This window comes from Rhizobium sp. Root491 (genome assembly GCF_001427205.1).
Classification (GTDB): Bacteria; Pseudomonadota; Alphaproteobacteria; order Rhizobiales; family Rhizobiaceae; genus Agrobacterium; species Agrobacterium tumefaciens.
In genome coordinates this window covers 493,832-518,346 of sequence record NZ_LMFF01000001.1, presented here as the reverse complement: position 1 = coordinate 518,346, position 24,515 = coordinate 493,832, and the positions used below count along the sequence as shown (strand labels likewise).

19 protein-coding genes are annotated in these 24,515 nt (G+C 60.8%); 13 read left to right on the top strand and 6 right to left on the bottom strand.

Annotated elements, in window-relative coordinates:
• Positions 1 to 11 precede the first annotated feature (11 nt).
• From ASD46_RS02540 to ASD46_RS02490, 11 genes are all read left to right on the top strand, one after another.
• On the top strand, positions 12 to 683 hold the full coding sequence (locus ASD46_RS02540; protein WP_003512135.1) for a response regulator transcription factor: 672 nt from the start codon (positions 12 to 14) through the stop codon (positions 681 to 683).
• Positions 673 to 2,073: a sensor histidine kinase gene (locus tag ASD46_RS02535; RefSeq protein ID WP_003512137.1), complete on the top strand. Its 1,401-nt coding sequence runs from the start codon at positions 673 to 675 to the stop codon at positions 2,071 to 2,073. Before ASD46_RS02540 ends, ASD46_RS02535 begins: the two co-directional genes overlap by 11 nt.
• Positions 2,074 to 2,180: 107 nt before the next feature.
• A complete protein-coding gene (locus ASD46_RS02530; protein ID WP_025592860.1) occupies positions 2,181 to 2,609 on the top strand; it encodes a membrane protein in 429 nt (142 codons plus the stop codon).
• Between the two features lie 143 nt (positions 2,610 to 2,752).
• A complete protein-coding gene (gene ccmI, locus ASD46_RS02525; protein ID WP_019564067.1) occupies positions 2,753 to 3,907 on the top strand; it encodes a c-type cytochrome biogenesis protein CcmI in 1,155 nt (384 codons plus the stop codon).
• Positions 3,904 to 4,416: a cytochrome c maturation protein CcmE gene (gene ccmE, locus ASD46_RS02520; protein ID WP_003512141.1), complete on the top strand. Its 513-nt coding sequence runs from the start codon at positions 3,904 to 3,906 to the stop codon at positions 4,414 to 4,416. Before ccmI ends, ccmE begins: the two co-directional genes overlap by 4 nt.
• The gene (locus ASD46_RS02515; protein ID WP_003512142.1) at positions 4,413 to 6,407 is read left to right on the top strand and encodes a heme lyase CcmF/NrfE family subunit; all 1,995 of its coding nucleotides are present in this window, start codon (positions 4,413 to 4,415) and stop codon (positions 6,405 to 6,407) included. The genes ccmE and ASD46_RS02515 overlap by 4 nt, the downstream gene beginning before the upstream one ends.
• Positions 6,404 to 6,868 (top strand): cytochrome c-type biogenesis protein CcmH, encoded by a 465-nt coding sequence (locus ASD46_RS02510; protein ID WP_025592862.1) that lies wholly within the window; start codon positions 6,404 to 6,406, stop codon positions 6,866 to 6,868. Before ASD46_RS02515 ends, ASD46_RS02510 begins: the two co-directional genes overlap by 4 nt.
• Positions 6,869 to 7,024: 156 nt before the next feature.
• On the top strand, positions 7,025 to 8,578 hold the full coding sequence (locus tag ASD46_RS02505; RefSeq protein WP_003512147.1) for a Do family serine endopeptidase: 1,554 nt from the start codon (positions 7,025 to 7,027) through the stop codon (positions 8,576 to 8,578).
• Between the two features lie 269 nt (positions 8,579 to 8,847).
• Positions 8,848 to 9,606, top strand: coding sequence for a response regulator transcription factor (locus ASD46_RS02500; protein ID WP_013635754.1), 759 nt, complete (start codon positions 8,848 to 8,850; stop codon positions 9,604 to 9,606).
• A gap of 9 nt (positions 9,607 to 9,615) precedes the next feature.
• Positions 9,616 to 11,025, top strand: a complete 1,410-nt coding sequence (locus tag ASD46_RS02495) for a sensor histidine kinase (protein WP_025592864.1) — start codon at positions 9,616 to 9,618, stop codon at positions 11,023 to 11,025.
• A gap of 191 nt (positions 11,026 to 11,216) precedes the next feature.
• Positions 11,217 to 11,642: a thiol-disulfide oxidoreductase DCC family protein gene (locus ASD46_RS02490; protein ID WP_060641836.1), complete on the top strand. Its 426-nt coding sequence runs from the start codon at positions 11,217 to 11,219 to the stop codon at positions 11,640 to 11,642.
• Between the two features lie 113 nt (positions 11,643 to 11,755).
• Here the strand turns inward: ASD46_RS02490 and ASD46_RS02485 are convergent, their stop codons facing one another.
• Positions 11,756 to 12,619 carry a MipA/OmpV family protein gene (locus ASD46_RS02485; protein WP_025592866.1) on the bottom strand — a complete coding sequence of 288 codons (864 nt, stop codon included), beginning with the start codon at positions 12,617 to 12,619 and terminating at the stop codon, positions 11,756 to 11,758.
• 323 nt (positions 12,620 to 12,942) lie between these two features.
• Here ASD46_RS02485 and ASD46_RS02480 point away from each other — a divergent pair, with 323 nt between their 5' ends.
• The gene (locus tag ASD46_RS02480) at positions 12,943 to 15,912 is read left to right on the top strand and encodes a bifunctional [glutamine synthetase] adenylyltransferase/[glutamine synthetase]-adenylyl-L-tyrosine phosphorylase (RefSeq protein WP_025592867.1); all 2,970 of its coding nucleotides are present in this window, start codon (positions 12,943 to 12,945) and stop codon (positions 15,910 to 15,912) included.
• 62 nt (positions 15,913 to 15,974) lie between these two features.
• Here ASD46_RS02480 and ASD46_RS02475 read toward each other — a convergent pair whose 3' ends face one another.
• From ASD46_RS02475 to pepN, 3 genes are all read right to left on the bottom strand, one after another.
• Positions 15,975 to 18,311, bottom strand: coding sequence for a PAS domain-containing sensor histidine kinase (locus ASD46_RS02475; RefSeq protein ID WP_019564062.1), 2,337 nt, complete (start codon positions 18,309 to 18,311; stop codon positions 15,975 to 15,977).
• A 237-nt stretch (positions 18,312 to 18,548) separates the two neighbouring features.
• A complete protein-coding gene (locus ASD46_RS02470) occupies positions 18,549 to 18,869 on the bottom strand; it encodes a carboxymuconolactone decarboxylase family protein (protein WP_025592869.1) in 321 nt (106 codons plus the stop codon).
• A gap of 143 nt (positions 18,870 to 19,012) precedes the next feature.
• On the bottom strand, positions 19,013 to 21,661 hold the full coding sequence (gene pepN / locus ASD46_RS02465; protein WP_025592870.1) for an aminopeptidase N: 2,649 nt from the start codon (positions 21,659 to 21,661) through the stop codon (positions 19,013 to 19,015).
• Positions 21,662 to 22,154: 493 nt separating this feature from the next.
• Between pepN and ASD46_RS02460 the strand changes: the two genes are divergently transcribed.
• Positions 22,155 to 23,093: a DMT family transporter gene (locus tag ASD46_RS02460; RefSeq protein ID WP_025592872.1), complete on the top strand. Its 939-nt coding sequence runs from the start codon at positions 22,155 to 22,157 to the stop codon at positions 23,091 to 23,093.
• Positions 23,094 to 23,254: 161 nt separating this feature from the next.
• Here ASD46_RS02460 and ASD46_RS02455 read toward each other — a convergent pair whose 3' ends face one another.
• Both ASD46_RS02455 and ASD46_RS02450 read right to left on the bottom strand, forming a co-directional pair.
• Complete coding sequence (locus ASD46_RS02455; protein ID WP_003497027.1) at positions 23,255 to 23,446, bottom strand: hypothetical protein; 192 nt, start codon at positions 23,444 to 23,446, stop codon at positions 23,255 to 23,257.
• Between the two features lie 153 nt (positions 23,447 to 23,599).
• Positions 23,600 to 24,499, bottom strand: coding sequence for a uracil-DNA glycosylase (locus tag ASD46_RS02450; RefSeq protein WP_025592874.1), 900 nt, complete (start codon positions 24,497 to 24,499; stop codon positions 23,600 to 23,602).
• Positions 24,500 to 24,515: the final 16 nt, after the last annotated feature.

The following is a 24,515-nucleotide window of genomic DNA, read 5'->3' as shown; positions in this document are numbered from 1 at the left end:
AAGGGCGGATAATGCGTATTCTCGTGGTTGAGGACGATGCCAATCTCAATCGTCAGCTGACCGACGCGCTGAAAGAAGCCGGTTATGTTGTCGATCAGGCATTTGACGGCGAGGAAGGCCATTATCTAGGCGATACCGAACCCTATGACGCGATCGTTCTCGATATCGGCCTGCCGCAGATGGACGGCATCACCGTCGTCGAGAAATGGCGCGCGGCGGGCAAGGCCATGCCGGTCCTCATTCTCACCGCCCGTGACCGCTGGAGCGACAAGGTGGCGGGCATCGATGCCGGTGCCGACGATTACGTGACCAAGCCGTTCCATGTCGAAGAAGTTCTTGCCCGCGTGCGTGCGCTCATCCGCCGCGCCGCTGGCCACGCTTCCTCCGAACTCGTCTGCGGACCGGTCAAGCTCGATACCAAATCCTCCAAGGCAACGGTCAACGGCGTGACGCTGAAGCTCACCTCGCATGAGTTCCGCCTGCTTTCCTATCTCATGCATCACATGGGCGAGGTCGTCTCGCGCACGGAGCTGGTCGAACATATGTACGATCAGGATTTCGACAGGGATTCCAACACGATCGAGGTGTTTGTCGGACGTTTGCGCAAGAAGCTCGGGGTTGATCTGATCGAGACCATCCGTGGCCTCGGTTACCGGATGCAAGCGCCGGCAGATGCGAAGTAGCTCTCTTACCGCCCGCGTTCTTCTTCTCGCCTCGGCCTGGTCGGCGCTGGCGCTGGTGGTCATTGCCGTCGTGATCTCGACGCTCTACCGGCAGGGCGTGGAGCGCAGCTTCACCGATCTTCTGCGGGCGCAGCTTTATAACGTCATCAATTCCGTGACGATTTCTAACGAGAATACGCTGGCCGGCAGCCCGCAGCTCGGCGATCTCCGGTTCTCGCAGCCCGATACCGGCTGGTACTGGGTGGTGGAGCCGCTCGGCAATTTCCAGACGGCACCGCTGGTCTCCTCTTCGCTCGGCGTCGCGTCCTTGCCGGTGCCGAGCATTATCGATGCTCCCTTCGATAACAGATACGAGCGGTTTTATGCCGTGACCGACGAGGCGGGCAACAAGGTGCGGGTGGCGGAAACGGAAGTCGTGCTGGATGGTGAGGGCCGCGCGGCGCGGTTCCGCGTTTCAGGCAACCTCAACGTCGTTGAAGACGATGTGCGCAATTTCTCCAACAGCCTTTATCTGGCGCTCGCCGTCTTCGGCGTCGGCAGTCTGGTCGTCAATGGCCTTGCGATTCTCTACAGTTTGCGGCCGCTCGATCAGGCCCGTCTGGCGCTCGGAAAGATCAGGGGCGGGGAGGCGGAAAGCCTCGAAGGCGAATTCCCGCGCGAAATCCAGCCATTGGCGAACGAAGTCAATGCGCTGATCGACAGCAACCGGCGCATCGTCGAGCGCGCCCGCATGCAGGTCGGCAATCTCGCACATTCGCTGAAAACGCCGATTGCCGTGCTTCTGAACGAGGCCCGCACGCTGGAGCCGCAGCATGGCGATCTGGTGCGCGCGCAGGCTGACGCCATGCAGGCGCAGGTGCAATCCTATCTTTCGCGCGCCCGCATTGCCGCCCAGCGCGGCTCGATCCTTGCCCGTGTGGAAGCGGAGCCGGCGCTGGAACGGCTGGTGCGCGTCATGCGCCGCCTCAACCCCGACAAGCAGTTCGAGCTGAATTTCGAGCATCCGGGGGCAGTGCTGGGCATGGAACAGCAGGATCTGGAGGAGATCGTCGGCAATCTTCTCGAGAATGCCGCGCGTTTTGCACAGACCAAAGTCGTCGTCACGCTTGCGACCGGCACGCACCCGTCCTCCGACCCCGAAATGGGCCGGCGCTCATGGGTGGAGTTGATCGTGGAGGATGACGGGCCGGGGCTGGAGCCCGGGCAGATAAGCGAAGCGATGAAGCGCGGCAGGCGGCTGGACGAAAGCCGTCCGGGCACCGGCCTCGGATTGTCGATCGTTTCCGAAGTGGTGTCTGAGTACCATGGCCACTTTTCCCTCTCGCGCAGCGGGATAGGTGGCCTGAAAGCCGATCTGATTTTGCCTGGCCTCTCGAAAGAGCTTGCGTGAGGCAAGAAAAAAGGCAAGAAATTCAATGCCGATATATAACGCGCGGTGCGGTAAGGAAAAGAGGACAGGGTTTGGTTGACGTGTATGATGGCTGCCGCTCCGTGACGATGCGTTCGCTGGTGTCACGCCCGGCACTTCTCTCGATCCTGTGTGTATCGATGCTGAGCGCCTGCACCACCACGGGCACCCGCTCGGCCGGTGGCAGTCTGTTCGGCGGTTCGGCACAACCTTCAACGCCGTTCCTTGCCAACATGCAGGGCGGCATTGTCGGACGAAGCGGTCTGCAGCTCGAAAAGGGCGACCGCACCAAAGCGCTAGAGGCCGAATATCGCGCACTGGAAACCGCCCCGGTCGGTACGCCGGTGACATGGACCGGCGACGATGCCAGCGGCCAGGTGGTTGCCAATGCGCCCTATCAGGTGGGCAACCAGAATTGCCGGCAATATTCCCACACGCTGACTGTCGATGAAAAGGAAACCCGGGTTCGCGGTGCGGCCTGCCGCAATGCCGATGGCAGCTGGTCTCCTTTGACGTAAATCAAGGTCATGGACCTTTCCGAGTGACAGGAAGAGCTATAGCGATGCACCTGGATGCCGGGCGGTGCGGCGTGATGTCTCAAATTCGCGTCATCTCCGCGCTTCATGTTTCCATGTGCCGTGCATTCGAGTAATTGAGCCATATGTTCTGGATTGTCGTTGCGATATTGACGGCGGCTGTCGCCATCGTCCTGATGTACCCGCTGATGCGGAAGACCGAGGTGTCGCAGACGCGCCGCGACGGCGAGGTTGCAGTCTATCGCGACCAGCTTGCCGAACTGGACCGCGAGCGTGCCGCTGGCCTGATCGGCGAGACGGAAGCGGAATATGCCCGCGCCGAAATCGGCCGCCGGCTGCTTGCCGCAGCCGATACCCGTCAAGACGCTGAAAGCAGCGCCCGGCCGCTGCGGCACAATCTCGCCGTAACCCTGATTACCGTTTTGCTGCCTGCACTTGGCCTCTGTCTTTACATCTGGAAGGGAAGTCCGGAAGTGCCGGACATGCCGCTCGAGGCACGTCTAGAGCAACCCGGTAACGACATGAACCTTCTGGTCGCCCGTGCCGAGCGGCACCTGGCCGAAAACCCCGACGACGGTGCAGGCTGGGATATCCTGGCGCCGATCTATTTCAAGACGATGCGGCTTGGCGATGCCGAGCTTGCCTATCGCAACGCGCTTCGTCTGCAAGGGCCGAGCACAGAACGGCTGACGGGACTTGGCGAAACACTGGTGGCGAGCAATGACGGCATCGTCATCGAGGCCGCGCGTGAGGCCTTTGCCGAAGCCGAGCGGCTGAAACCCGGCAATCCACGCGCACGCTTTTATCTGGCGCTGTCGCTGGAGCAGGCGGGCAAGGCGCAGGAGGCGCGTGCGGCCTTTGCAGCACTGGCGGCGGATGCACCAGCCGGTGCGCCATGGTTGCCGCTGGTGCGGGAACATATCGCCAGAACCGGCGGCGAGGCAGCGCCCGGCCCGACCGCAGGCGACGTGGCGGCGGCGAAAGATATGACGCCCGCCGACCGGCAGGCGATGATCGAGGGCATGGTGGCGAGCCTCGACGCCAAGCTCAAGGAAAATCCCGGTGATTTCGAAGGCTGGATGCGCCTCGTGCGCGCCTATTCCGTCTTGAACAATGCAGCGAAGGCGGGCGAGGCACTGCGAGCCGGTTTGCAGGTTTTCCCGCCTGAGGGCGAAGAGGGTAAGCAGCTACTGGCGCTGGCGAAGGAATTGGGAGTTTCCGCCGGACCCGTTCGCATGGACGGGCAAGGGCGCGCGATGCCGCAGGGAGTGACGCAATGACCCGCAAACAGAAACGGCTCGCAATCATCGGCGGTGGCATGAGCTTCATCGTCGCGGCCGTGCTGCTCGTCATGTTCGCCTTCGGCCAGTCCATAGCCTATTTCTACATGCCGGCCGATCTGGAGAAGACGCCGGTCAATCCCGGCACCCGCATCCGCCTAGGTGGGCTGGTGGCGGAAGGCTCCGTCAAGCGCGGGGAGGGCCGCACGGTGAGCTTCACGGTGACTGACGGTGAAGCAAACGTGCCCGTCAGCTATACCGGCATTCTGCCCGATCTTTTCCGCGAGGGGCAGGGCGTGGTGACGGAAGGCGTTTTCGATGCCGCGACCCATGGCTTTGTTGCCGACAGCGTTCTGGCCAAGCATGACGAAAACTACATGCCGAAGGAAGTGGCCGACCGGCTGAAAGACAAGGGCCTGTGGCAGAACACCGGAGAGGGCGGGCAACCTTCCGGCGCAGCGCCTTCTCCTGCGGGGGCTTCAGCCGACAAGACCGGAGCGATAAAATGATCAACGAGATCGGCCATTACGTTCTGGTTCTGGCACTCGCCGTGGGGCTGATCGTCTCGACGCTGCCGGTGATCGGCGCGCGCCGCAACGACCGGGCGCTGATGGATATCGCCTCGCTCGGCTCCGTCGTGATGTTCCTGCTCGTGGCCTTGTCCTTTGCGGCGCTGACGCGGGCCTATGCGGTTTCGGATTTCTCCGTGCGCAACGTCTGGGAAAACTCCCATTCGCTGATGCCGATGCTCTACAAGTTGACCGGCGTCTGGGGCAACCATGAGGGCTCCATGCTGTTATGGCTGCTGATCCTGGTGTTTTTCAGCGCGCTCGTTGCCGTCTTTGGTCGCAACCTGCCGGAAACGCTGAAAGCCAATGTGCTGTCCGTGCAGGCCTGGATTTCCGTCGCTTTCCTGCTGTTCATCCTGCTCACCTCCAATCCGTTCATGCGTCTGGAGCGGGTGCCGGCCGAAGGGCAGGACCTGAACCCTATCCTTCAGGACTTCGGCCTCGCCATACATCCGCCGCTGCTTTATCTCGGTTATGTCGGCTTTTCCGTCTGTTTCTCCTTCGCCGTCGCTGCACTTCTGGAGGGCCGGATCGATGCGGCCTGGGCGCGCTGGGTAAGGCCGTGGACGCTCGCCGCATGGACCTTCCTGACGGCAGGTATCTCCATGGGATCTTACTGGGCCTATTACGAACTCGGCTGGGGCGGCTGGTGGTTCTGGGATCCTGTTGAAAACGCCTCCTTCATGCCATGGCTTGCGGGCACCGCACTGCTGCATTCGGCACTCGTCATGGAAAAGCGCGAAGCGCTGAAAATCTGGACCGTGCTTCTGGCGATCATGACCTTCTCGCTGTCGCTGCTCGGCACCTTCCTCGTGCGCTCCGGCGTCTTGACCTCCGTGCACGCCTTCGCCACCGATCCGAGCCGCGGCATCTTCATTCTCGGCATCCTTACCGTTTTCATCGGCGGAGCTTTCGCGCTGTTCGCATGGCGGGCGCCCTCGCTGAAGGTGGGTGGATTGTTCGCGCCGATCTCACGCGAAGGGGCGCTGGTCCTCAACAATCTGATCCTGACGGTCTCGACCGCAACGGTACTAATCGGCACGCTCTATCCGCTCATTCTCGAAACGCTGACAGGCGAAAAAATCTCGGTCGGCGCGCCGTTCTTCAACCTCACCTTTGGCCTCCTGATGATCCCGGTCCTGATCGTCACGCCATTCGGGCCGATGCTCGCCTGGAAGCGCGGCGATCTTCTCGGCGCTTTCCAGCGGCTTTATGTGGCGGCCGCCATTGCAGCCCTTGCCGGGCTGACGCTCTGGTACGTGGAAAATGGCGGCCCGGTACTCGCCGCACTTGGCATTGCAGCCGGTTTCTGGCTGATCTTCGGGGCGCTTGCCGATCTCTGGTATCGGGCCAATTTCGGCAAACTGGCTTTCGGCATCGCATTCCGCCGGTTGAAGGGCCTGCCGCGTTCGGCCTTCGGTGCCGCACTTGCCCATATGGGGCTTGGCATCACCGTGCTTGGCATCGTCACCGTCACCACCTTCGAGACCGAAACCGTTCTTGAAATGAAGCAGGGCATGGAGGCGAAGGCGGGCGGCTACAGTCTCACCTTCGATGGCATCCGCCATGCCGTCGGCCCTAATTTTACCGAGGATCGCGGCCATTTCACCATACGCAAGGCGGGTGTGGAAGTGGCCGACGTCTGGTCCTCCAAACGGCTCTACACCGCACGGCGAATGCCGACCACGGAAGCGGGCATTTTGACCTTCGGCCTCAGCCAGCTCTACGTCTCGCTCGGTGACCCGATGGCGGATGGCGGCATGGTAGTGCGCATCTGGTGGAAACCCTTCATCCTGTGCATCTGGGGCGGCACGCTGTTCATGATGGCCGGCGGTTTGATATCGCTCTCCGACAGACGGTTGAGGGTGGGCGCACCGAGCCGCAAGGCGAAGCCGGCAAAAACGGCCGCGATGCCGGAGGCGGCGGAATGAGGGAGGTTGTGGCGGGGCTCACGCTCCTTCTCGTTCTCATGTTTACGTCATGGCCGGCCTTCGCCTTCAACCCGGACGAGGTGCTGAAAGACCCCGCACTGGAACAGCGCGCGCGCAATCTCACGTCTCAACTGCGCTGCATGGTCTGTCAGAACCAGTCGATCGATGACAGCAATGCCGAACTGGCACGGGACCTGCGCGTTCTGGTGCGGGACAGGCTGGTGGCAGGCGATAGCGATCAGGCTGTTGTCGACTACGTCGTGTCTCGTTATGGCGAATTCGTGCTGCTGAAACCGCGTTTCAGCCTGCGCACCGCACTTTTGTGGGGCGCGCCCATCGTTCTGGCGCTTGCGGGAATATTCGCCATCCTCGTTTTTTCGCGTCGGCGCGCCACCCAGGAGCGGCCGGAAAAACTGAGCGCGGACGAAGAAGAGAGAATTCGTAATCTCATTGAAAAATAACTGATTTTCATATCCGTCCTCGGTTCTTTTTCAACATTACGGTTTTTTCATTCGTCAGACACTTCGCTGTAAGGTGTCGCCTCCTATATCTTCATCATCCACCGCTTCTCCCCCGGTCAAACGGGTTCCAGTCTGAATGAAGAAAGAAGGTACACCATGTCTCACTCGCAAAACGGACGCTCCTCGCTGAAGACGGTTCTGAAGGCAACGACCGTTGGCGGTCTTGCCGCGCTGATGCTTTCCACAGGCATCGCCGCACCGATCGTTCATTCCTTTGCCGCTCCGGTCGAGGTGACTGCGCCGCAGGTTCCGAGCTTCGCCAATGTGGTCGAGGCGGTTTCGCCCGCCGTCGTCTCCGTTCGCGTCCAGTCGAACGTGCAGCCCGCTTCCGATGATTCCAGCAACTTTTCCTTTAATTTCGGCGGCCGTGGTCTCGACCAGCTGCCGGACGACCATCCCCTGAAGCGCTTCTTCAAGGAATTCGGTGGCCCCAACCAGGACCGTCCCGACCGTGGTCCGAACCGTCATCGTGACGGCAAGGGTCCGCTGCGCCCCGTCGCTCAAGGATCCGGCTTCTTCATCTCCGAAGACGGTTATGTCGTCACCAACAACCATGTTGTCGATGACGGCTCCGCCTACACGGTGGTGATGAATGACGGTACCGAACTCGAAGCCAAGCTCGTTGGCCGTGATCCGCGTACCGATCTGGCGCTGCTGAAGGTCGATGTGAACCGCAAGTTCACCTATGTGCAGTTTGCCGACGATAGCAAGATTCGCGTCGGTGACTGGGTCGTAGCCGTCGGTAACCCCTTCGGCCTCGGCGGCACGGTAACCTCGGGCATCGTTTCTGCCCGTGGCCGCGATATCGGCTCCGGCCCCTATGACGATTACCTGCAGATCGACGCCGCCGTGAACCGCGGCAACTCCGGTGGTCCCGCCTTCAATCTCAACGGTGAAGTCGTTGGCATCAACACCGCGATCTTCTCGCCCTCCGGCGGCAATGTCGGTATTGCTTTCGCCATCCCGTCGTCCGTTGCCAAGGACGTGATCGCCGACCTGCAAAAGGACGGCAAGGTCGAACGCGGCTGGCTCGGCGTGCAGATCCAGCCCGTCAGCAAGGACATTGCCGAGTCGCTTGGTCTTGCCGAAGCGAAGGGCGCGCTCGTCGTCTCGCCGCAGTCCGGTTCGCCGGGCGACAAGGCTGGCATCAAGCAGGGTGACATCATCACTGCCGTCAATGGCGACCCGGTCAAGGATGCCCGCGATCTGTCGCGCCGCATCGGCAGCATGACGCCAAACAGCAAGGTTGAAATCTCGCTCTGGCGCGGCGGCAAGTCGCAGTCGGTCACCGTGACGCTTGGCGATCTCGCAAGCGACGATGCCTCCAAAGCAACGCCGGGCCAGGAAAACGACAGTGGCAGCAAACCTTCCAGCGCAAAGGTGCTGTCGAGCCTCGGCCTGACGGTTGCGCCCGCTGACGACGGCAACGGCCTTGCCATCACTGATGTCGATCCGGACAGCGACGCCGCTGCCCGTGGCCTGAAGACGGGTGAGAAGATCACCTCCGTCAACAACCAGCAGGTGGCTTCTGCCGCCGATATCGAGAAGGTTCTCGAGCAGGCGAAGAAGGACGGACGCTCCAAGGCGCTGTTCCAGATCCAGACGGACAGCGGCAGCCGCTTCATCGCACTGGATATCGACCAGGGTTGATAATCTGAGATGCGACGCCGGTTCTTCTTCGAGCCGGCGTCGCTCGGGACTGTGTCTCCCCTTGAGGGCGGGACAGAGTATGTGGAACGCGCGTGCCGCTTGTTTCTTCTCCGCTAGGGAGGAGGAGGTCGCGGCAGCGGGATCAAGGGCAAGGCCAGCGATAGACCGCGCCCTTGCCCCTCATCCGACCCTTCGAGCCACCTTCCCCCCGCCGGGGAGAAGACAAGGACCCACAAAGCCGGTCCAGTCAGCACCGAGGAGGAAATCTCATGGAAAACAAGGTTCAGGAAATGTCCGTCGCATCTGTTTCCGGTTGTGCGGAAAAGGGCGAGGGCGCTATTGTCCCGCACATGAAGATTCTTGTTATTGAAGACGATCTCGAGGCTGCGGCCTATATGACCAAGGCGTTCCGGGAAGTCGGTATCGTTGCCGACCACGCGAGCGATGGTGAAAGCGGCCTGTTCATGGGCTGCGAGAATTCCTATGACGTGATGGTGATCGACCGCATGCTGCCGCGCCGCGACGGACTTTCCGTCATCAGCGAGCTGCGCCGGCGCGGCATCGAAACGCCGGTTCTCATTCTTTCGGCGCTTGGGCAGGTGGACGACCGCGTGACCGGCCTGCGTGCCGGCGGCGATGATTATCTGCCCAAACCCTATGCCTTTTCCGAACTTCTCGCCCGCATCGAAGTGCTGGGCCGCCGCAAGGGCAAACCCGAACAGGACATGGTCTACCGTGTCGGCGATCTCGAACTTGACCGGCTGTCCCACGATGTCCGGCGCGGTGGCAAGGAAATCCTGTTGCAGCCGCGTGAGTTCCGCCTGCTGGAATATCTCATGAAGAATGCCGGCCAGGTGGTGACCCGCACCATGCTTCTGGAAAACGTCTGGGATTATCATTTTGACCCGCAGACCAATGTCATCGACGTGCATGTGTCCCGCCTTCGTTCGAAGATAGAAAAGGACTTCGAAAAGCCGCTGCTGAAGACCATTCGCGGCGCGGGTTACATGATGAAGGACGAGGGCTGATTGGCGAAAATGGTCCGCCTCAGAATATTGTTCCGGTCAACAGCGGTGCGCCTTTCTGCGCTCTACATCCTGCTGTTTGCGCTCTGCGCCGCCTTTCTGGTCTTTTATGTCACCGCCCTTTCCGAACGGCTGCTGAACCAGCAGACGCGTGACGCGGTGCTGCAGGAAGTGTCGGATGTGCAGCGCATCTACAATCGCGGCGGCATCAACCCGCTGTTGCGGATGATGGAGCGCCGTGCCCGCCAGCCGGGGGCGAGCCTTTACATCATCGCCGGCCCCAATGGCGAAATCCTTGCAGGCAACGTCGCTTCCGTGCAGCCCGGCGTGTTTGACAAGGAGGGCTGGACGGGTTTCCCCTTCCGTTACGAACGTTATTCCGAAAGCGGCGACAGCGTGCAGCATATGGCGACCGCCAATGTCTTCATGCTGGACAACGGCCTGCGCATCCTGATCGGCCGCGATCTCGGCGAACCCACCAAATTCCGGGCGCTGGTGCGCAATGCACTGATGGTGGCGCTTGCCATCATGAGCGCCGGTGCGCTGCTCATCTGGTTCGGCATCGGCCGCAATGCCTTGAAACGCATCGACCGCATGTCGGCAGCGACCAAGAAGATCATGGCCGGCGATCTTTCGCAGCGCCTGCCGCAGGGCCGCTCCGGCGACGAGTTCGATCGGCTGTCCGGATCGCTCAACGCCATGCTCGGCCGTATCGAAAAGCTGAACGAGGGCTTGCGGCAGGTGTCCGACAATATCGCCCACGACCTCAAGACACCACTGACGCGGCTGCGCAACAAGGCAGCCGCCGCCTTGGATGACAACGACGAAACGAAACGGCGCGCGGCACTCGAAGGCATCATCGCCGAATCCGACCAGTTGATCCGCACCTTCAATGCATTGTTGATGATTTCCCGCGTCGAGGCCGGCTCCATCGCCGCCGAAATGACCGATGTGGACATGTCGGCAATCGCCGCCGACAGCGCCGAACTTTACGAACCGGTGGCCGAGGACGCGGGACTTACGCTTGAGGCCGAGATCGAACCCGGTCTTTCGGTGCAGGGCAACCGTGAGCTGATCGGCCAGGCGCTTTCAAACCTCATCGACAACGCCATGAAATATGCCTGCGAATGCGAGGGCGACAAAAAACTCATCGTGCGTCTGGTGAGCAAACCGGACGCCATCGTGCTGTCCGTCTCCGATAACGGCCCCGGCATCCCCGCCGACAAGCGCGGCGAGGTGCTGAAACGTTTCGTGCGGCTGGACGAAAGCCGCTCCAAACCCGGCACGGGGCTCGGCCTGTCGCTGGTGGAGGCCGTGATGGAATTGCACGGCGGATCGCTCGCGCTGTCGGACACCGACACTACGAATTCCGTCTGCCCGGGCCTGACCGTCTCGATGATCTTTCCCGTTTCGACCCAGTAAGCCGCGCTGTCCAACGCCGCCGACACCAGCACCGGCTGGTCACCGCTATTTGTGCGGAAATTCGTTCACCTCCGAGAAATAATCGTCTCTCGAGATTGAATTGAAAGATGATCGGAAGAATATCCTATAAGGTTCTACAGCTGCACTTTATGAGGGGATCGCATCGCGATCGGCAAAAGGACTTATGATCGATGGCAAACATGGCCCCCTTGGTCGGCGACCACCATGGACCGATCATTCTGTTCGATGCCGAATGTGTGTTGTGTTCCGTGAATGCGCAATTTGTGCTGCGGCATGACAAGGCCGGATATTTCCGGCTGGCCCCCATGCAGGGAGCCGTCGGCACGGAAATCTACCGGCGGCACGGAATGGACCCCAAAAATCCGGTCAGCCTGCTCGTTGTCGATGGCGACAGGGTGCGACAGGATAGCGACGGCGTTCTTGCGATCTATGAGGCGCTTGGCATGCCCTGGCGGCTGCTTGGCATGTTGCGCATAATTCCCGCATTTCTGCGCGATCCCGTCTATCGTTTTGTCACCCGCAATCGCTACCGTTGGTTCGGAAAACGCGCGCAATGCTGGGTGGCGCCGCCGGAATACATGGACAGGATTCTCTGAACTTAGCGACGATCCTCCGCCCAGGGCAGGCGACAATTTCAGGCGGCGGGACAGACACGTGAAGGCGTTGCGGAGATGGCTACGCATCCCCGCAACGCCACGTCGCCATCGGGTCAGAACGTATAAGCCACGCCAATCATTGCGAAGGGCTGGATGTCCTTCTTGGAGAGCGGGCTGTCCTTGGCATCGCCCAGCAGGAAGCCAACACCGCCGGCGCCGGTGATCGACCAGTTCTCGGTCATAAGATAAGTGAGGGAGGCGCTGGCGTCGATGCGCTTGAAGCCTGCCTTGGCGTCATAGCGGCGCAGGCCGGAACGGGCGGATTGGGCCGAGGTGACGCCGAAATAGGATTTCATGTGCTTGTCGTCCGCCCAGGTGGCGGAGAGGTCCGCGCCAAGGATGAACTGGTCGACTTTGTGCGAAACGCTGGCGCCGACGGTTGCGGTCAACCCTTCGCTCCCGCTGATGGTCTTGTCCACCTTCGCATAGACCTCGAAGGGATCGATGCCATAAGCGATAACACCGCCGACCACGCCGCCCGCCTTGATGTCACCCATTCCGCGAAGATTTTTCTTGTCGTCCTTTTCCTTGCGCCCGGCTTCCCAGCCGCCCTTGACGCCCAGTCTGAAGCCGTTGCTGTTCAGCAGGTTGACGGTGACGCCACTGAAATCGATGCTCAGCGTATCTCCATACTCAACGGAAACCAGGGGAACCGCGCCTGCTTCCAGCTTGTCCGAGCCCTCATATTTGGGAGCGTAGGCAGCACCCACGCCAAGTGTGATTTTCCACTCACTGGAACTGCTGTAGCGGGCATTGTCGAAATTGCCCTGCGGTTCGGCGAACCTGTCCGATTTGCCGAGATCGGCAGCGAGGACGGGCGTGCAGATGCCCTGCGCCAGGGGCAGCGCGGTCAGGCACAACGCCATTGCACGCAGGTTCTTTTGCCATTTCACTGTAAAAATCTGTTTCATGATCATATCCGTTGCAGCATCAAGCGTTGCAAAACCTGGGAGTCGGGTTTCGTTGAGCAGGACGCTACGTGGGCATAATTGCGGAGACATTACGCGAGATTGCCGGCCACGACTGAAATGGCGCTTCCGCAGGCCGGACCTCGGAAAAGATCGGCAAAAACGGTTTTCCTGATCGCAAAGCGCCACGCATTTGTTACAACGCGGAGTGTATGCGCCCGGAAGCTTCGACAATGCGTGGCGGCAGGACGATTTTGCGGGGAGCGATCCTTCCTGAGAATCAGGCACGGTCGAAGCGCAAGGATGGGTCGCTCGGGAGAGGGAGAGAGACAGTGACGAAACGGGAAACCGCTGAAAGGCGGCTGAGCGAGGTTCTGCCGGGAGTTATCCGCCCCTATACGCAGACGGAACTGAAATCCGTTCTCTCCACGCTGAAGGATATCGCCAAGGGCGAGCCAGCTGTGGCCGCGCTTCTTGCCGCCGAAAGCCCGCTGAAGGACTTCATCGCTGCGGCTTTCACGCTGTCGCCCTATCTGCGCGACATGGCCGCGGCGGATGAGGGGCTGCTGACGCTCGCGATTTCGAAGCCGCTGGAGCCACTACTGGCCGATCTCGTCCGTGAAGCGCGCGATTGCTGGAAGCCGGGGCAAGAGGGCGGCGTGCCCGTCGAAAACGAGGTGATGTCGCGCTTGAGGATCGCCAAGCGTCGGCTTTCCTTCGTCGCAGCGCTTGCCGATCTCGCGCGCATCTTCACCGCCCGCGATACCACGCGCTGGCTGAGCGACATGGCGGATGCTTCGCTGTCGGCCGCCATCGACCACCTGCTGCTTGTCGGCCATGAGACCGGCAAGCTGAAACTGAAGAACGTGGCCGCGCCAAGCGAAGGTTCCGGCCTGATCGTGCTTGGCATGGGCAAGCTCGGCGCTCGCGAACTGAACTATTCCTCGGACATCGACGCAGTGGTGTTCTTTGAACCCTCTGCTGGCATTATCGACGATCCCTATGCTGCGACAGAGAATTTCGGCCGCATGATGCGCCGCCTCGTGCGTATCATGCAGGAACGCACGGCAGACGGTTACGTCTTCCGCACCGATTTGAGGCTCCGGCCAGACCCCGGCTCGACGCCGCTCGCAATTCCCGTGGAAGCGGCGCTGCTTTATTACGAGGGCAGGGGCCAGAACTGGGAACGCGCCGCCTATATCAAGGCGCGGCCGGTGGCCGGCGATCTGAAGGCCGGCGACAATTTCCTGCGCGAACTGACACCTTTCATCTTCCGCAAATATCTAGATTACGCGGCGATTGCCGATATTCACTCCATCAAGCGGCAGATCCATGCGCATAAGGGCCATGGCGCGATTGCGGTTAAGGGCCATAACGTCAAGCTCGGACGCGGCGGCATCCGCGAGATCGAGTTCTTCGCGCAGACGCAGCAGCTGATTGCCGGCGGACGTATGCCGGCGCTCAGGGTCCGCGCGACGCAGGAGGCGCTGGCGGCGCTCACGGAAGCGAAATGGATCGATGCCGAAACGCGCGACAGCCTGACTGAAGCCTACTGGTTCCTGCGCGAAGTGGAACACCGCATTCAGATGGTGCGCGACGAGCAGACCCACGTGCTGCCCGACACCGAAACTGAACTGAAGCGCATTGCCTTCATGCTCGGTTTTGAAGATACCAAGGCGTTTTCCGAGAAGCTGGAAAAGGTGCTGCGGCTGGTGGAGCGCCGTTATTCGGCGCTGTTTGAACAGGAGACGAAACTCTCCGGTGAGGCAGGCAATCTGGTCTTCACGGGCCAGAAGGACGATCCAGATACGCTGAAAACCCTTTCAGCACTTGGTTTTCAGCGGCCGGAGGATATTTCCCGCGTCATCCGCACCTGGCACAATGGCCGGTACCGGGCAACGCAATCGGTCGAGGCGCGCGAGCGGCTGACGGAGCTGACGCCGGATCTGCTGCGCGCCTTTGGCGAAAGCAAGCGGGCGGATGAGGCGCTGCTGCGCTTTGATAATTTCCTCTCCGGGCTACCGGCTGGCATCCAGCTCTTCTCGCTGCTCGGCAACAATCAGGCGCTGCTGTCGCTGCTGGTGACGATCATGTCGTCGGCCCCGCGCCTTGCCGAAATCATCGCCGCCCGCCCGCATGTTTTTGACGGCATGCTGGACCCGGCGCTGATGAGCGACGTGCCGACGCGCGAATATCTTGCCCAGCGCATGGGCAATTTCCTTTCCAATGCCCGCCACTACGAGGATATTCTCGATCGGCTCCGTATTTTCGCCGCCGAGCAGCGCTTTCTCATCGGCGTGCGGCTGTTGACAGGCGCGATCCGTGGCGAGATCGCCGCCCGCGCCTTTACCCATCTTGCCGATCTGGTAATTGAAGCGGCCCTGAATGCCGTTCTCTCGGAGATGGAGACGGCACATGGGCCATATCCGGGCGGGCGCGTGGCCGTGATGGGCATGGGCAAGCTCGGCTCCTTCGAGCTGACCGCGGGTTCGGATGTCGACCTCATTCTCCTCTACGATTACGACGATGCCGCCCATGAATCGACCGGCGCAAAACCGCTCGATGTGGTGCGTTACTTCACTCGCGTCACCCAAAGGCTGATTGCCGCACTATCGGCACCCACAGCCGAGGGCGTGCTTTACGAGGTGGACATGCGGCTTCGCCCCTCCGGCAACAAGGGGCCGGTGGCGACGCGCATTTCCGCCTTTGAGAAATACCAGCGCGAGGAAGCCTGGACCTGGGAACATATGGCGCTTTCCCGCGCTCGCCTGATCTGTGGCGAAGCCTCGCTGATGGAAGATGCGCGCGGCATCATCGCCTCGGTACTGTCCCAGAAGCGCGATGTGGCGAAAGTCTCAGCCGATGTGCTGGAGATGCGCAGCCTCATCGAGCAGGAGAAGCCGCCGGAAAATATTTGGGATTTCAAGCTCATCAATGGTGGGCTGATCGACCTCGAATTCATCGCCCAATATCTGGCGCTGGTCGGTCCCGCCAAGGGTCTCCAGCCGCACGAACCGGGTCGCAACACGGCAGAGGCATTGCAGGTGCTGGCCGCCCCGGTGATGGAGCAGCAATCCTTCGACGACTGCATGGCGGCGACGGCGCTTTACACCGAGATATCGCAGATCGTGCGGCTGTGCATCGACGGTGCTTTCAATCCGAAGGAAGCGCCTGCCGGTCTTATCGATCTGGTTTGCCGGGCCGGGGATTGCCCGGATATTTCCACGCTGGAGGGCGAGGTGAAGCGGCTGGCGAAGGTTGTCAGGAAGGCGTTTGTGGCAACGGTGAAAAATGGCGGGTGATGGTGGGTATCGCGCGTTCTGCCGTCACTTACTGCAACGCAGCGGGCACAGCCCGATATTCCTCAATGCACCGTGCCACAGCACCCTGCCGCATGCGGGATGATAATCGTCACCACCGTACCTCTGCCTTCGCAGGAGCGAATTTTCATCGTGCCGCCATGCAGCCTGACGAGCGAGCGCGAGATGGCGAGCCCGAGGCCTGAGCCGCCCTGGCTTTTGGCGTATTGGCTCTGCACCTGCTCGAAGGGCTGGCCAATCTTGTCGAGCGCCTCGGCGGGAATGCCGATGCCGGTATCTGCGATGGTGAGGATCATGGCGGCCTGATGCACATGGGTGCGCAGCGCTACGCGGCCGCCATTACCGGTGAACTTCACGGCATTGGACAGAAGGTTGAGCATGATCTGCTTCATGGCGCGGCGGTCGCCCTGCATCGTCAGCCCGGCGCAGACCTTCTGCTGCACGGTGATGTTCTTCTGTTCCGCCTGGATGGCGGTCAGCCGCAGGGTTTCCTCGATCAGCGGCGCGAGATCGATTGTCTCGCGGTTGATCCGCATATGGCCGGCTTCGATCTTGGACATATCGAGAATGTCGTTGATGACATTTAGGAGGTGCTTGCCGCTGTCGTGGATATCCCGGGCATATTCGGAATATTTCGGCGAGCCAACCGGGCCGAACATCTCGTTTTGCAGGATGTCGGAAAAGCCGAGAATGGCGTTGAGCGGCGTGCGCAGCTCATGGCTCATATTGGCGAGGAATTCGGACTTTGCGAGGTTTGCCGCCTGGGCGCGCTCTTTTTCGGCGAGATAATTGGCGTTGGCGTCTGAAAGCTCCGTCTTCTGCCGCTCCAGCTTATGCTGCGAGGCGGAAAGATCGCCGATGGTGGCCATCAGCCGGCGTTCGGAGTCACGCAGGCGCTCCTGATGGCGCTTCAAAAGCGTAATGTCGGTGCCGACGGAGACGAGGCCGCCGTCACGGGTGCGGCGTTCATTGATCTGTAGCCAGCGATCATCGGCAAGCTGCACTTCCGTCATGCGCGAAAGGCCAGACTGATCGGGGTCCGCAACGCGCCGCTCCACAACCGGGCGTGCCGCAGCCGCCTGCACGGCGCTCTTTTCGGTGCCCGCTACCAGAACGCTATCCGGCAGGCCGTAAGCCTTCTGGTAATGGGTGTTGCACATGACGAGACGGTCATTCTTGTCCCATAGCACGAAGGCTTCCGAGGTGGATTCGATGGCGTCTGCAAGGCGCTGGTCTGCCTCGGCATAACGTTGCGCAAGGCGGTGCTGCTCAGTCACGTCCATGGCGATGCCGATGACGCGCGGGCCGTTATTGGTGCGGATGACCTGGGCGCGGGCGCGCAGCCAGACATAGTGGCCTTTCGCGTGGCGCATGCGGAAGATCTGGTCGATCTGGCGCAGATCACCGCAGCCGACAGCACGGGCAAGCTCGTAGAGGTTTCCATCTTCGGAATGCATCATGCGCGCCGCATCGGAAAAGGACAGCGGTGCGGCCTTCGGCGGTCTGCCGAGGATTTCGTAGAGCGAGCCGGACCAGAACATGCGCCGCGTGGAAAGATCGAAGTCCCACAGGCCGCAGCGGCCACGTGACAGCGCCGTCTCCACCCGTAGGTTCGATTCAGCGAAGATGTCGTCGGCGTCACGGGCGCGTTTGACCTGCATGTAATAGGCGTAGAGCACGACAAGAAGGATCGAGGAGATTCCGGCAAACAGCGTCACGTTCATGGCGATTTCGCTGCGCCAGAAAGAACGGATCGGCTCAAGCGAGCGCGCCGCGATGACCATGCCTCCATCGTCGCCGAAGGGGATCATCGTCGCATAATGCGGCTGGTTGTCGATATTCGTTTCGATGGTGCCGGGCGCGCCGGGAAAACGCTGAACAATGGCGATTTCGGGAAGCAAAGCCGGCAGGGAGGTGCCGATATAAAGCGTGGCGCCCTTGCCGGCGCCGGCGAAAATCCGGCCGTTGCTGCCCGACAGAAGCACCATGGTGCCATCAGCAAGGCTGCCCGAAGGCAGCGCTGCGGCAAGGCTCGCCTCTGCGCGGGTGCGCTCTTGCGAGGCAAAGACAATACCGTTGTTGATAAGGGCTGCTTTGGCCGTTAGCGCTGTCAGTGCGGTAGAGTGGCGGGCTGCCTCTTCCATGCGGCTATATTCGGCAACGATGCCCAGCATGCGTGACGCCGCGATGACGACGAGAAATGCAAGAATGAGAATGGGAATGAGGCGCTTCAGCAGGGTCTCGACCTGCGGCATCGGGCGGTCGGAGCCGTTCATCAAACCCATCAGGTCGCTGGAAAGCCTTTCGCCCCAGGCCGCAAGATCAGAAAATTTGGCATACGGCCGCTCATCGCCCGCAGTCGCCCGCCGCACGTTCGTCATTGTCCCGCCTTCAAGATATCCCCACTGATTCGAAGCGCCGCCGCTCGAATATGCATAGTGAATCAAATGCGATTCGCCGTGTCCAGAGGCAAAAGTTAAAAGAATTTTAACCCCTTGAACCGACTCCGTATTTTTTCGGGACAGCGCGTTACGGTCTTCACAGCGGCGGCAGGCATTGGAAAAACCGACACCCGGATGGCCGGTCTGGGACGTCCGGTGTGTTACGGCCGGTGGTTCTCAAGCCCTGTCGAAAGCTTCGAGAGCAGGTTCAAGTGCGCCGAGAACGCCGTTTCCGGCGGCAGGAAGCCCGGTCAGCACCGCGCTGATGATATCGTCACGGCTTGCGCCATGCGCTTTGGCTTCCAGCACATGAAATGCCACACCGCCTTCAAGCCGCAGTGCGGCGAGAATGCCGATATAGACCAGGCATTGCGTCTTGGCATCCAGCGTGGACGCCGCACCCAACCCCTGCACGGCCTGAAGCCAGACAGCCTGATGGGCCGGGGCCTCGGTGATGAAACGCTGGAACGAATTGCTGGTGTTGGAAATATCCGTCATTTGAAGTCCCTTTTCGCTTGCGGCCGCGTTCCGGCCTGTCGCTGACGATTGTGTCGCGCAATGCGTTGCGCCGCCTTGACGGAAATCAAGACGGCGCACAGGCATTGTCCGGAATAGGGGAGTTGGCGAATGTTCGCCGGGTATTATCCTTTCAGAATACGCCCGACGATATCGCTGACATCCGTCGAAAGACCTTTTGCTTCGGCGATCGTCGAAAGTGCTGCCTTGGCGTGTTCGGCGCGGCTTGCTTCCAGCGACCGCCAGGAGCGCATGGAGGTGAGAATGCGCGCGGCAAGCTGCGGGTTACGCTTGTCGATGGCTATGATCTGCTCGGCGAGGAACCGGTAGGCGGCACCATCGGCGCGGTGGAAACCGGTCGGGTTGGAGAAGGCGAGCGTGCCCACCAGCGACCGTACCCGGTTGGGATTGGAGGCGATGAAGTGTTTCGACGTCATCAGCGCCTTAATACGTTCCAGCGCGCCGTCGCCGGGAATGGCGGCCTGCAGCGAGAACCATTTGTCGAGAACCAGCGCATTGTCGGCAAAGCGGGCTTCGAAGGCGGCAAGCGCCTCCTTTGTCTCCGCGCTGTCGGGGAAACGCTGGGTCAGCACACCAAGCGCATGCGCAAGATCGGTCATGTTGGTGGCGCTGGCATAGGCCTTTGCCGCCCTGTCAGGCGTTCCCTCGGCAAAAGCAAGGAAGCTCAACGCGCCGTTGCGAAGCGAACGCCGTCCGGCGCTGTCAGCATCGGGGCTGTAGGCTTCACCATTGCCGTCGCTGTCGGCGAGCAGGCGGAGCGTTTCGAGACCGGCCGTGGCAATGGCCTTGATCGTCGCGTTACGTGCCTTGTGGATGGCGTCCGGGTCGGTATTGCCGCCCAGTTCGCGAGCGATGTCCGTTTCGCTCGGCAGCGCCAGCGCCTGTGCCCGGAAAGCGGGTTCAAGCGAAGCATCGCCGACGATTTCGATCAGCGTTGCGATGAGGTCGGCGTCCGAGCGTACTTCTTGGCCGTTCTGCACGGCCTTGGTAGCGGCAATCAGCGCCGGCAAAGCGAGATCGGTAAGCGCCTGGAAACGGGCAAACATATCCGTCTCGTGCCGGGCAACCTGCACCAGATCGGCAGCACTCTGTTCGAAATGCAGGTTGATCGGTGCCGAGAAGCTGCGGTTGAGCGACAGCACTGCGCGCGATGAAATGCCGGAGAAGGAGAATGTCTGGTTGCGTTCGGTCAGATGCAGCACGCCGTCACGGTATTCGCCGCCCGTAACAGCCTGCGGCTCGGCGATCTGGCCATTGTCGAGAATCAGCGCCAGCGACAGCGGAATATGACGCGGTTGCTTCACCGGTTGGCCGGGCGTTGGTGCGACGGTCTGTTCCAGCGTCAGCCTGAAGGTCGCCTTGGCGGCATCGTAGGCGGAGGAAACGGAGACGAGCGGCGTGCCGGCCTCGGTGTACCACAGCGAAAACTGCGACAGGTCGCGGCCGCTGGCATCGGCAAAACTCTTGAGGAAATCCTCAACAGTCGCCGCTTCGCCGTCATGACGTTCGAAATAAAGGTCCATGCCTTTCTTGAAGTCGTCTTCGCCAAGGATCGTGGCGATCATGCGGGTGACTTCGGCGCCCTTTTCATAAACGGTCGTCGTGTAGAAGTTGTTGATTTCGCGATAGGTATCGGGGCGTGGTGGATGGGCCAGCGGACCGGAATCCTCTGGAAACTGCTCCGATTTCAGGTGACGCACATCGGCGATGCGCTTGACCGGGCGCGAGCGCATGTCGGCGGAAAATTCCTGGTCGCGATAGACCGTCAGGCCTTCTTTCAGGCACAGCTGGAACCAGTCGCGGCAGGTAATGCGGTTGCCGGTCCAGTTGTGGAAATATTCATGCGCGATGATGCGCTCGATATTGGCGTAGTCTGCATCAGACGCAGTTTCCGGGTCGGCCAGCACGAATTTGTCGTTGAAGACGTTGAGACCCTTGTTCTCCATCGCGCCCATGTTGAAATCGGACACGGCGACGATCATGAAGATATCGAGGTCGTATTCACGGCCGAAGCGTTCCTCATCCCACTTCATCGAGCGCTTCAGCGCATCCATGGCATAGGCCGCGCGCGGCTCCTTGCCATGCTCGACATAGATCTTCAGCGCCACTTCGCGGCCGGAAAGGGTGGTGAACGTGTCTTCCACCACGCCGAGATCGCCGGCGACAAGCGCAAAGAGATAGCTGGGTTTCGGGTGCGGATCGAACCAGGCTGCAAAGTGGCGGCCTTCATCGTAATTGCCGCCGCCGAGGAAGTTGCCGTTCGACAACAGCAGCGGATTGCCCTCCTTCGCGGCGATGATCGTCACCGTATAGGGTGCCAGAACATCGGGCCGGTCCGGGAAATAGGTGATGCGGCGGAAACCTTCCGCCTCGCACTGGGTGCAATAAACGCCGTTGGTGCGGTAAAGCCCCATCAGCTGCGTATTGACCTGCGGATTGATGTAATTGGTGACACAGATCTCGAAGGGCGTCGCCGCAGGCAGATCGCGGATCGTCAGGCTATCAGGCGTCGCGTCATATTGGCTTGCGGGAATGTCCACCTGATCAAGCAGCAGGCCCGAAAGTGTCAACTCGTCGCCATCGAGAACGAGCGGCGCTGACACATCGACGCCCTCTCGGCGATGAAAGATCAGACGGGCTTCGACCTTGGTATTCTTGGGGTCGAGTTCGAAGGTGAGATCCACCCGCTCCAGAACGAAATCGGTGGGGCGGTAATCTGCCAGGTGAACGATCTGGCCCGTGTCTGTTCGCATGACTGTTCCTGAATAACTTTGTCGTTGTCCTCCGGGCATCATGTCGTCATAAGGCCCGGATGTAAAATAGGTAGAGTATTCGTCACAATCATGTGCGCATCGGGAGGACGTTCTGTCCTGCCATGGAAGGCTTTGCCGGCCCTGCAGACGATCCTGCCGCTGCCGGACCTGCGGACCATGCCAGCAAATGTTGAACGATTGCTGAAATTGTATTTTATTTTCTTCAAATTTTAGCGCGTGTCGCTTTTGGTCTGATTCTCACGTCGCCATCAGGGCCGAAGGCCTGAACAATGGGGGTGATTAGGCCACAAGCCGGGGAAAGCAATCCTGCGCCTCACCAGATCAACGGAATTCATGGGTAAATAACATTTTTTGTTGTAAAGCGCTTCGGGAATGCTCTAGCCTTGGGCAAATCCAATTCCCCCGCGTCGTCCTCCCCCGCATGAACAATCTCCCGATGGCGTGTTTGCGCAGCCGATATGAGTAACTGCCGATGAACGCCGAACCGACAAATCCCTTTCGGGGGATAAGCCTGAAGCTGATTTCGGTTGGCTTTTTTCTGGTGATGCAGACTTGTATCAAGGCCTCCGGTCCCGATGTGCCGGCCGGTCAGATCACTTTCTTCCGCTCCGCTTTCGCCATCATCCCCATCGTCGTTTATCTTGCCTGGCTGCATGCGCTGACGAGCGCGCTGCACACCAACAATCTCATCGGCCATTTCAAGCGCGGGTTTCTCGGCATTCTCTCCATGGCCTGCGGGTTTTACGGGCTGACGCTGCTGCCGTTGCCGGAATTCATCGCCATTGGTTATGCCTCACCGCTGCTGGCCGTCGTGTTCGCCGCCTTCATCCTGCGCGAGAAGGTGCGCATCTACCGCTGGAGCGCGGTTTTCGTTGGCATGATGGGCGTGCTGGTTATCCTGTGGCCGAAGATGACCCTGTTGCGTGAAGGCGGTTTTGCCGCGGGCGAGGGGCTGGGCGCGATTGCCGTGCTCTGCGGGGCAGCGCTTGGCGGTCTCGCAATGATCCAGGTGCGGCAACTGGTGGAAACGGAAAAGACGCCGACCATAGTTCTCTATTTCTCGCTCACGGCCACCTTGCTTTCGCTCGTCAGCGTGCCCTTCGGGTGGAGCGCTCTGGATACCAACCAGGCCGTGCTGTTGATCACCAGCGGCATTTGTGGCGGCGTCGCACAGATCTTCCTGACGGAGAGCTATCGCCACGCGGAGGTCTCCACTATCGCGCCCTTCGAATACAGCTCCATCGTTTTCGGGATAGCGGTCTCCTATATCCTGTTCGGAGACATTCCAACGCTCACCATGCTGATCGGCACGGCAATCGTGATTTTCGCCGGCATCTTCATCATTTTCCGCGAGCACCAGCTGGGCTTGGCGAGACGCGCGGCACGCAAGGCCTCCACGCCGCAGGGGTAACGCACCAAATTTGGCGGAGGTCGCAAACATGCGGCATCGTCGGCGCCAGAGCCGTTGTCGTTTCGTCGCCTAGTCCCGCAAATGCAAAAGGCGCCTTCCCGAAGAAAGACGCCAGCGCGCAATCAAAGATATGGACCGGTTTTACGCCGGCCTGAGTGCTCTCAGCGCTCGCGGAAATCCGCAAAGACAGCTGCAGGACGTGTGACGCGAACCTGCTGCATGGCAGCACGTGCGGTCATCTGTTCGTTAGCGGCAGCGCCGAAACGATGGTAACCCTGACTGGAGCGAGGGCCGAGGCCCGCCAGTCGGAGCGTTTCAAAGCCGGAATGTACCGGACGGAAGCGAGTGGTCATTGCCTTGGTTCCTTAAACCGAATTCCTCCCAAGACACAGGCTGGCTTATCGCAGTGCAGCATGGATTCGGCAAGCCGGGTCAGCGCGCCGCTGTTATGCGTAATACGCATGGCTTTTTTCATACTTCGTTTACTCTGAGTAAGAATCAGGCAATCAGCCTTCGGAGATTTTTGCCTGAAACGCCAATAAATCCTGCCATGCCAATGACTTACTGGCAGGTGCGTTTAGAAGTTCCTGCGGATGCAGGCTCGCCAGCGCCGGTAAAACCAGGTGCCCGGCTGCGACATCACGCCACTGTCCGCGCAGCGTATGGATCGTTCCGGTGCCGCCGAAAAAGAAACGTGCGGTCAAGTTGCCAAGAAGCAACAGGTGTTTCGGCTCCGCAAGTGCGATCTGGCGCTCGATGAAGGGGCGGCAAATATCCATTTCAGCCTGAGTCGGCGGGCGGTTGCCCGGTGGACGCCAGGGCACCACATTGCCGAGCATGATGCGTGCGCGGTCAAGGCCGATAGCGGCCAGCATACGGTCGAGCAGCAGCCCGGTCTTGCCGGCAAAAAGCTGGCCCTCGCGGTCGTCATCCGCATCCGGCATCGGGCCGATGACCATGACGGCGCAAGCAGGGTCGCCCTCGGTGAATACCGTGTTGCGGGCGCTGTTCTTGAGGTTGCAGCCGCTGAAACCCTCAAGCGCGATTTTCAGTTCGGAAAGCGACCTTGCGCTTTCAGCTGCAAAACGGGCAGCCGCCACGGCCTGTTCGTCCGGCATGGCAACATTCTGCTGAGGTGCCGGAGCAGGCGGCGCGCCTCTCGTCGGCGCGCTGCGACCTGCCGTCTGCCGCTGCGGAGCATCGGCACGACGCTCCGCGCCGCCGTCCATCTGGTGTGCGGGCGCAGAACTTTCCTGACGCGCTGCCGGTCGGGCAGGGCGGGAGGCGGCAAATTCGGCGAAACGGTCAACAGGTCCGTCTTCCAGCAACCAGTCCACGCCCGCATCCGCATGGAAATGCAGAAGCGCGGCGAGTTCGGCCGGGGAGAGGTCGTGAGCGGCGATCATGGGGTGAAATTATCCC

Coding starts and splice junctions, on each gene's coding strand:
- ASD46_RS02470 (WP_025592869.1), bottom strand. CDS start 18,869: ATGACGGATATTTCCAACACCAGCAATTCGTTCCAGCGTTTCATCACC.
- ASD46_RS02510 (WP_025592862.1), top strand. CDS start 6,404: ATGAGGGAGGTTGTGGCGGGGCTCACGCTCCTTCTCGTTCTCATGTTT.
- pepN (WP_025592870.1), bottom strand. CDS start 21,661: ATGCGAACAGACACGGGCCAGATCGTTCACCTGGCAGATTACCGCCCC.
- ASD46_RS02530 (WP_025592860.1), top strand. CDS start 2,181: ATGCGTTCGCTGGTGTCACGCCCGGCACTTCTCTCGATCCTGTGTGTA.
- ccmE (WP_003512141.1), top strand. CDS start 3,904: ATGACCCGCAAACAGAAACGGCTCGCAATCATCGGCGGTGGCATGAGC.
- ASD46_RS02540 (WP_003512135.1), top strand. CDS start 12: ATGCGTATTCTCGTGGTTGAGGACGATGCCAATCTCAATCGTCAGCTG.
- ASD46_RS02535 (WP_003512137.1), top strand. CDS start 673: ATGCGAAGTAGCTCTCTTACCGCCCGCGTTCTTCTTCTCGCCTCGGCC.
- ASD46_RS02455 (WP_003497027.1), bottom strand. CDS start 23,446: ATGACCACTCGCTTCCGTCCGGTACATTCCGGCTTTGAAACGCTCCGA.
- ASD46_RS02490 (WP_060641836.1), top strand. CDS start 11,217: ATGGCAAACATGGCCCCCTTGGTCGGCGACCACCATGGACCGATCATT.
- ASD46_RS02515 (WP_003512142.1), top strand. CDS start 4,413: ATGATCAACGAGATCGGCCATTACGTTCTGGTTCTGGCACTCGCCGTG.
- ASD46_RS02500 (WP_013635754.1), top strand. CDS start 8,848: ATGGAAAACAAGGTTCAGGAAATGTCCGTCGCATCTGTTTCCGGTTGT.
- ASD46_RS02495 (WP_025592864.1), top strand. CDS start 9,616: ATGGTCCGCCTCAGAATATTGTTCCGGTCAACAGCGGTGCGCCTTTCT.
- ASD46_RS02485 (WP_025592866.1), bottom strand. CDS start 12,619: ATGATCATGAAACAGATTTTTACAGTGAAATGGCAAAAGAACCTGCGT.
- ASD46_RS02460 (WP_025592872.1), top strand. CDS start 22,155: ATGAACGCCGAACCGACAAATCCCTTTCGGGGGATAAGCCTGAAGCTG.
- ASD46_RS02505 (WP_003512147.1), top strand. CDS start 7,025: ATGTCTCACTCGCAAAACGGACGCTCCTCGCTGAAGACGGTTCTGAAG.
- ccmI (WP_019564067.1), top strand. CDS start 2,753: ATGTTCTGGATTGTCGTTGCGATATTGACGGCGGCTGTCGCCATCGTC.
- ASD46_RS02475 (WP_019564062.1), bottom strand. CDS start 18,311: ATGACGAACGTGCGGCGGGCGACTGCGGGCGATGAGCGGCCGTATGCC.
- ASD46_RS02450 (WP_025592874.1), bottom strand. CDS start 24,499: ATGATCGCCGCTCACGACCTCTCCCCGGCCGAACTCGCCGCGCTTCTG.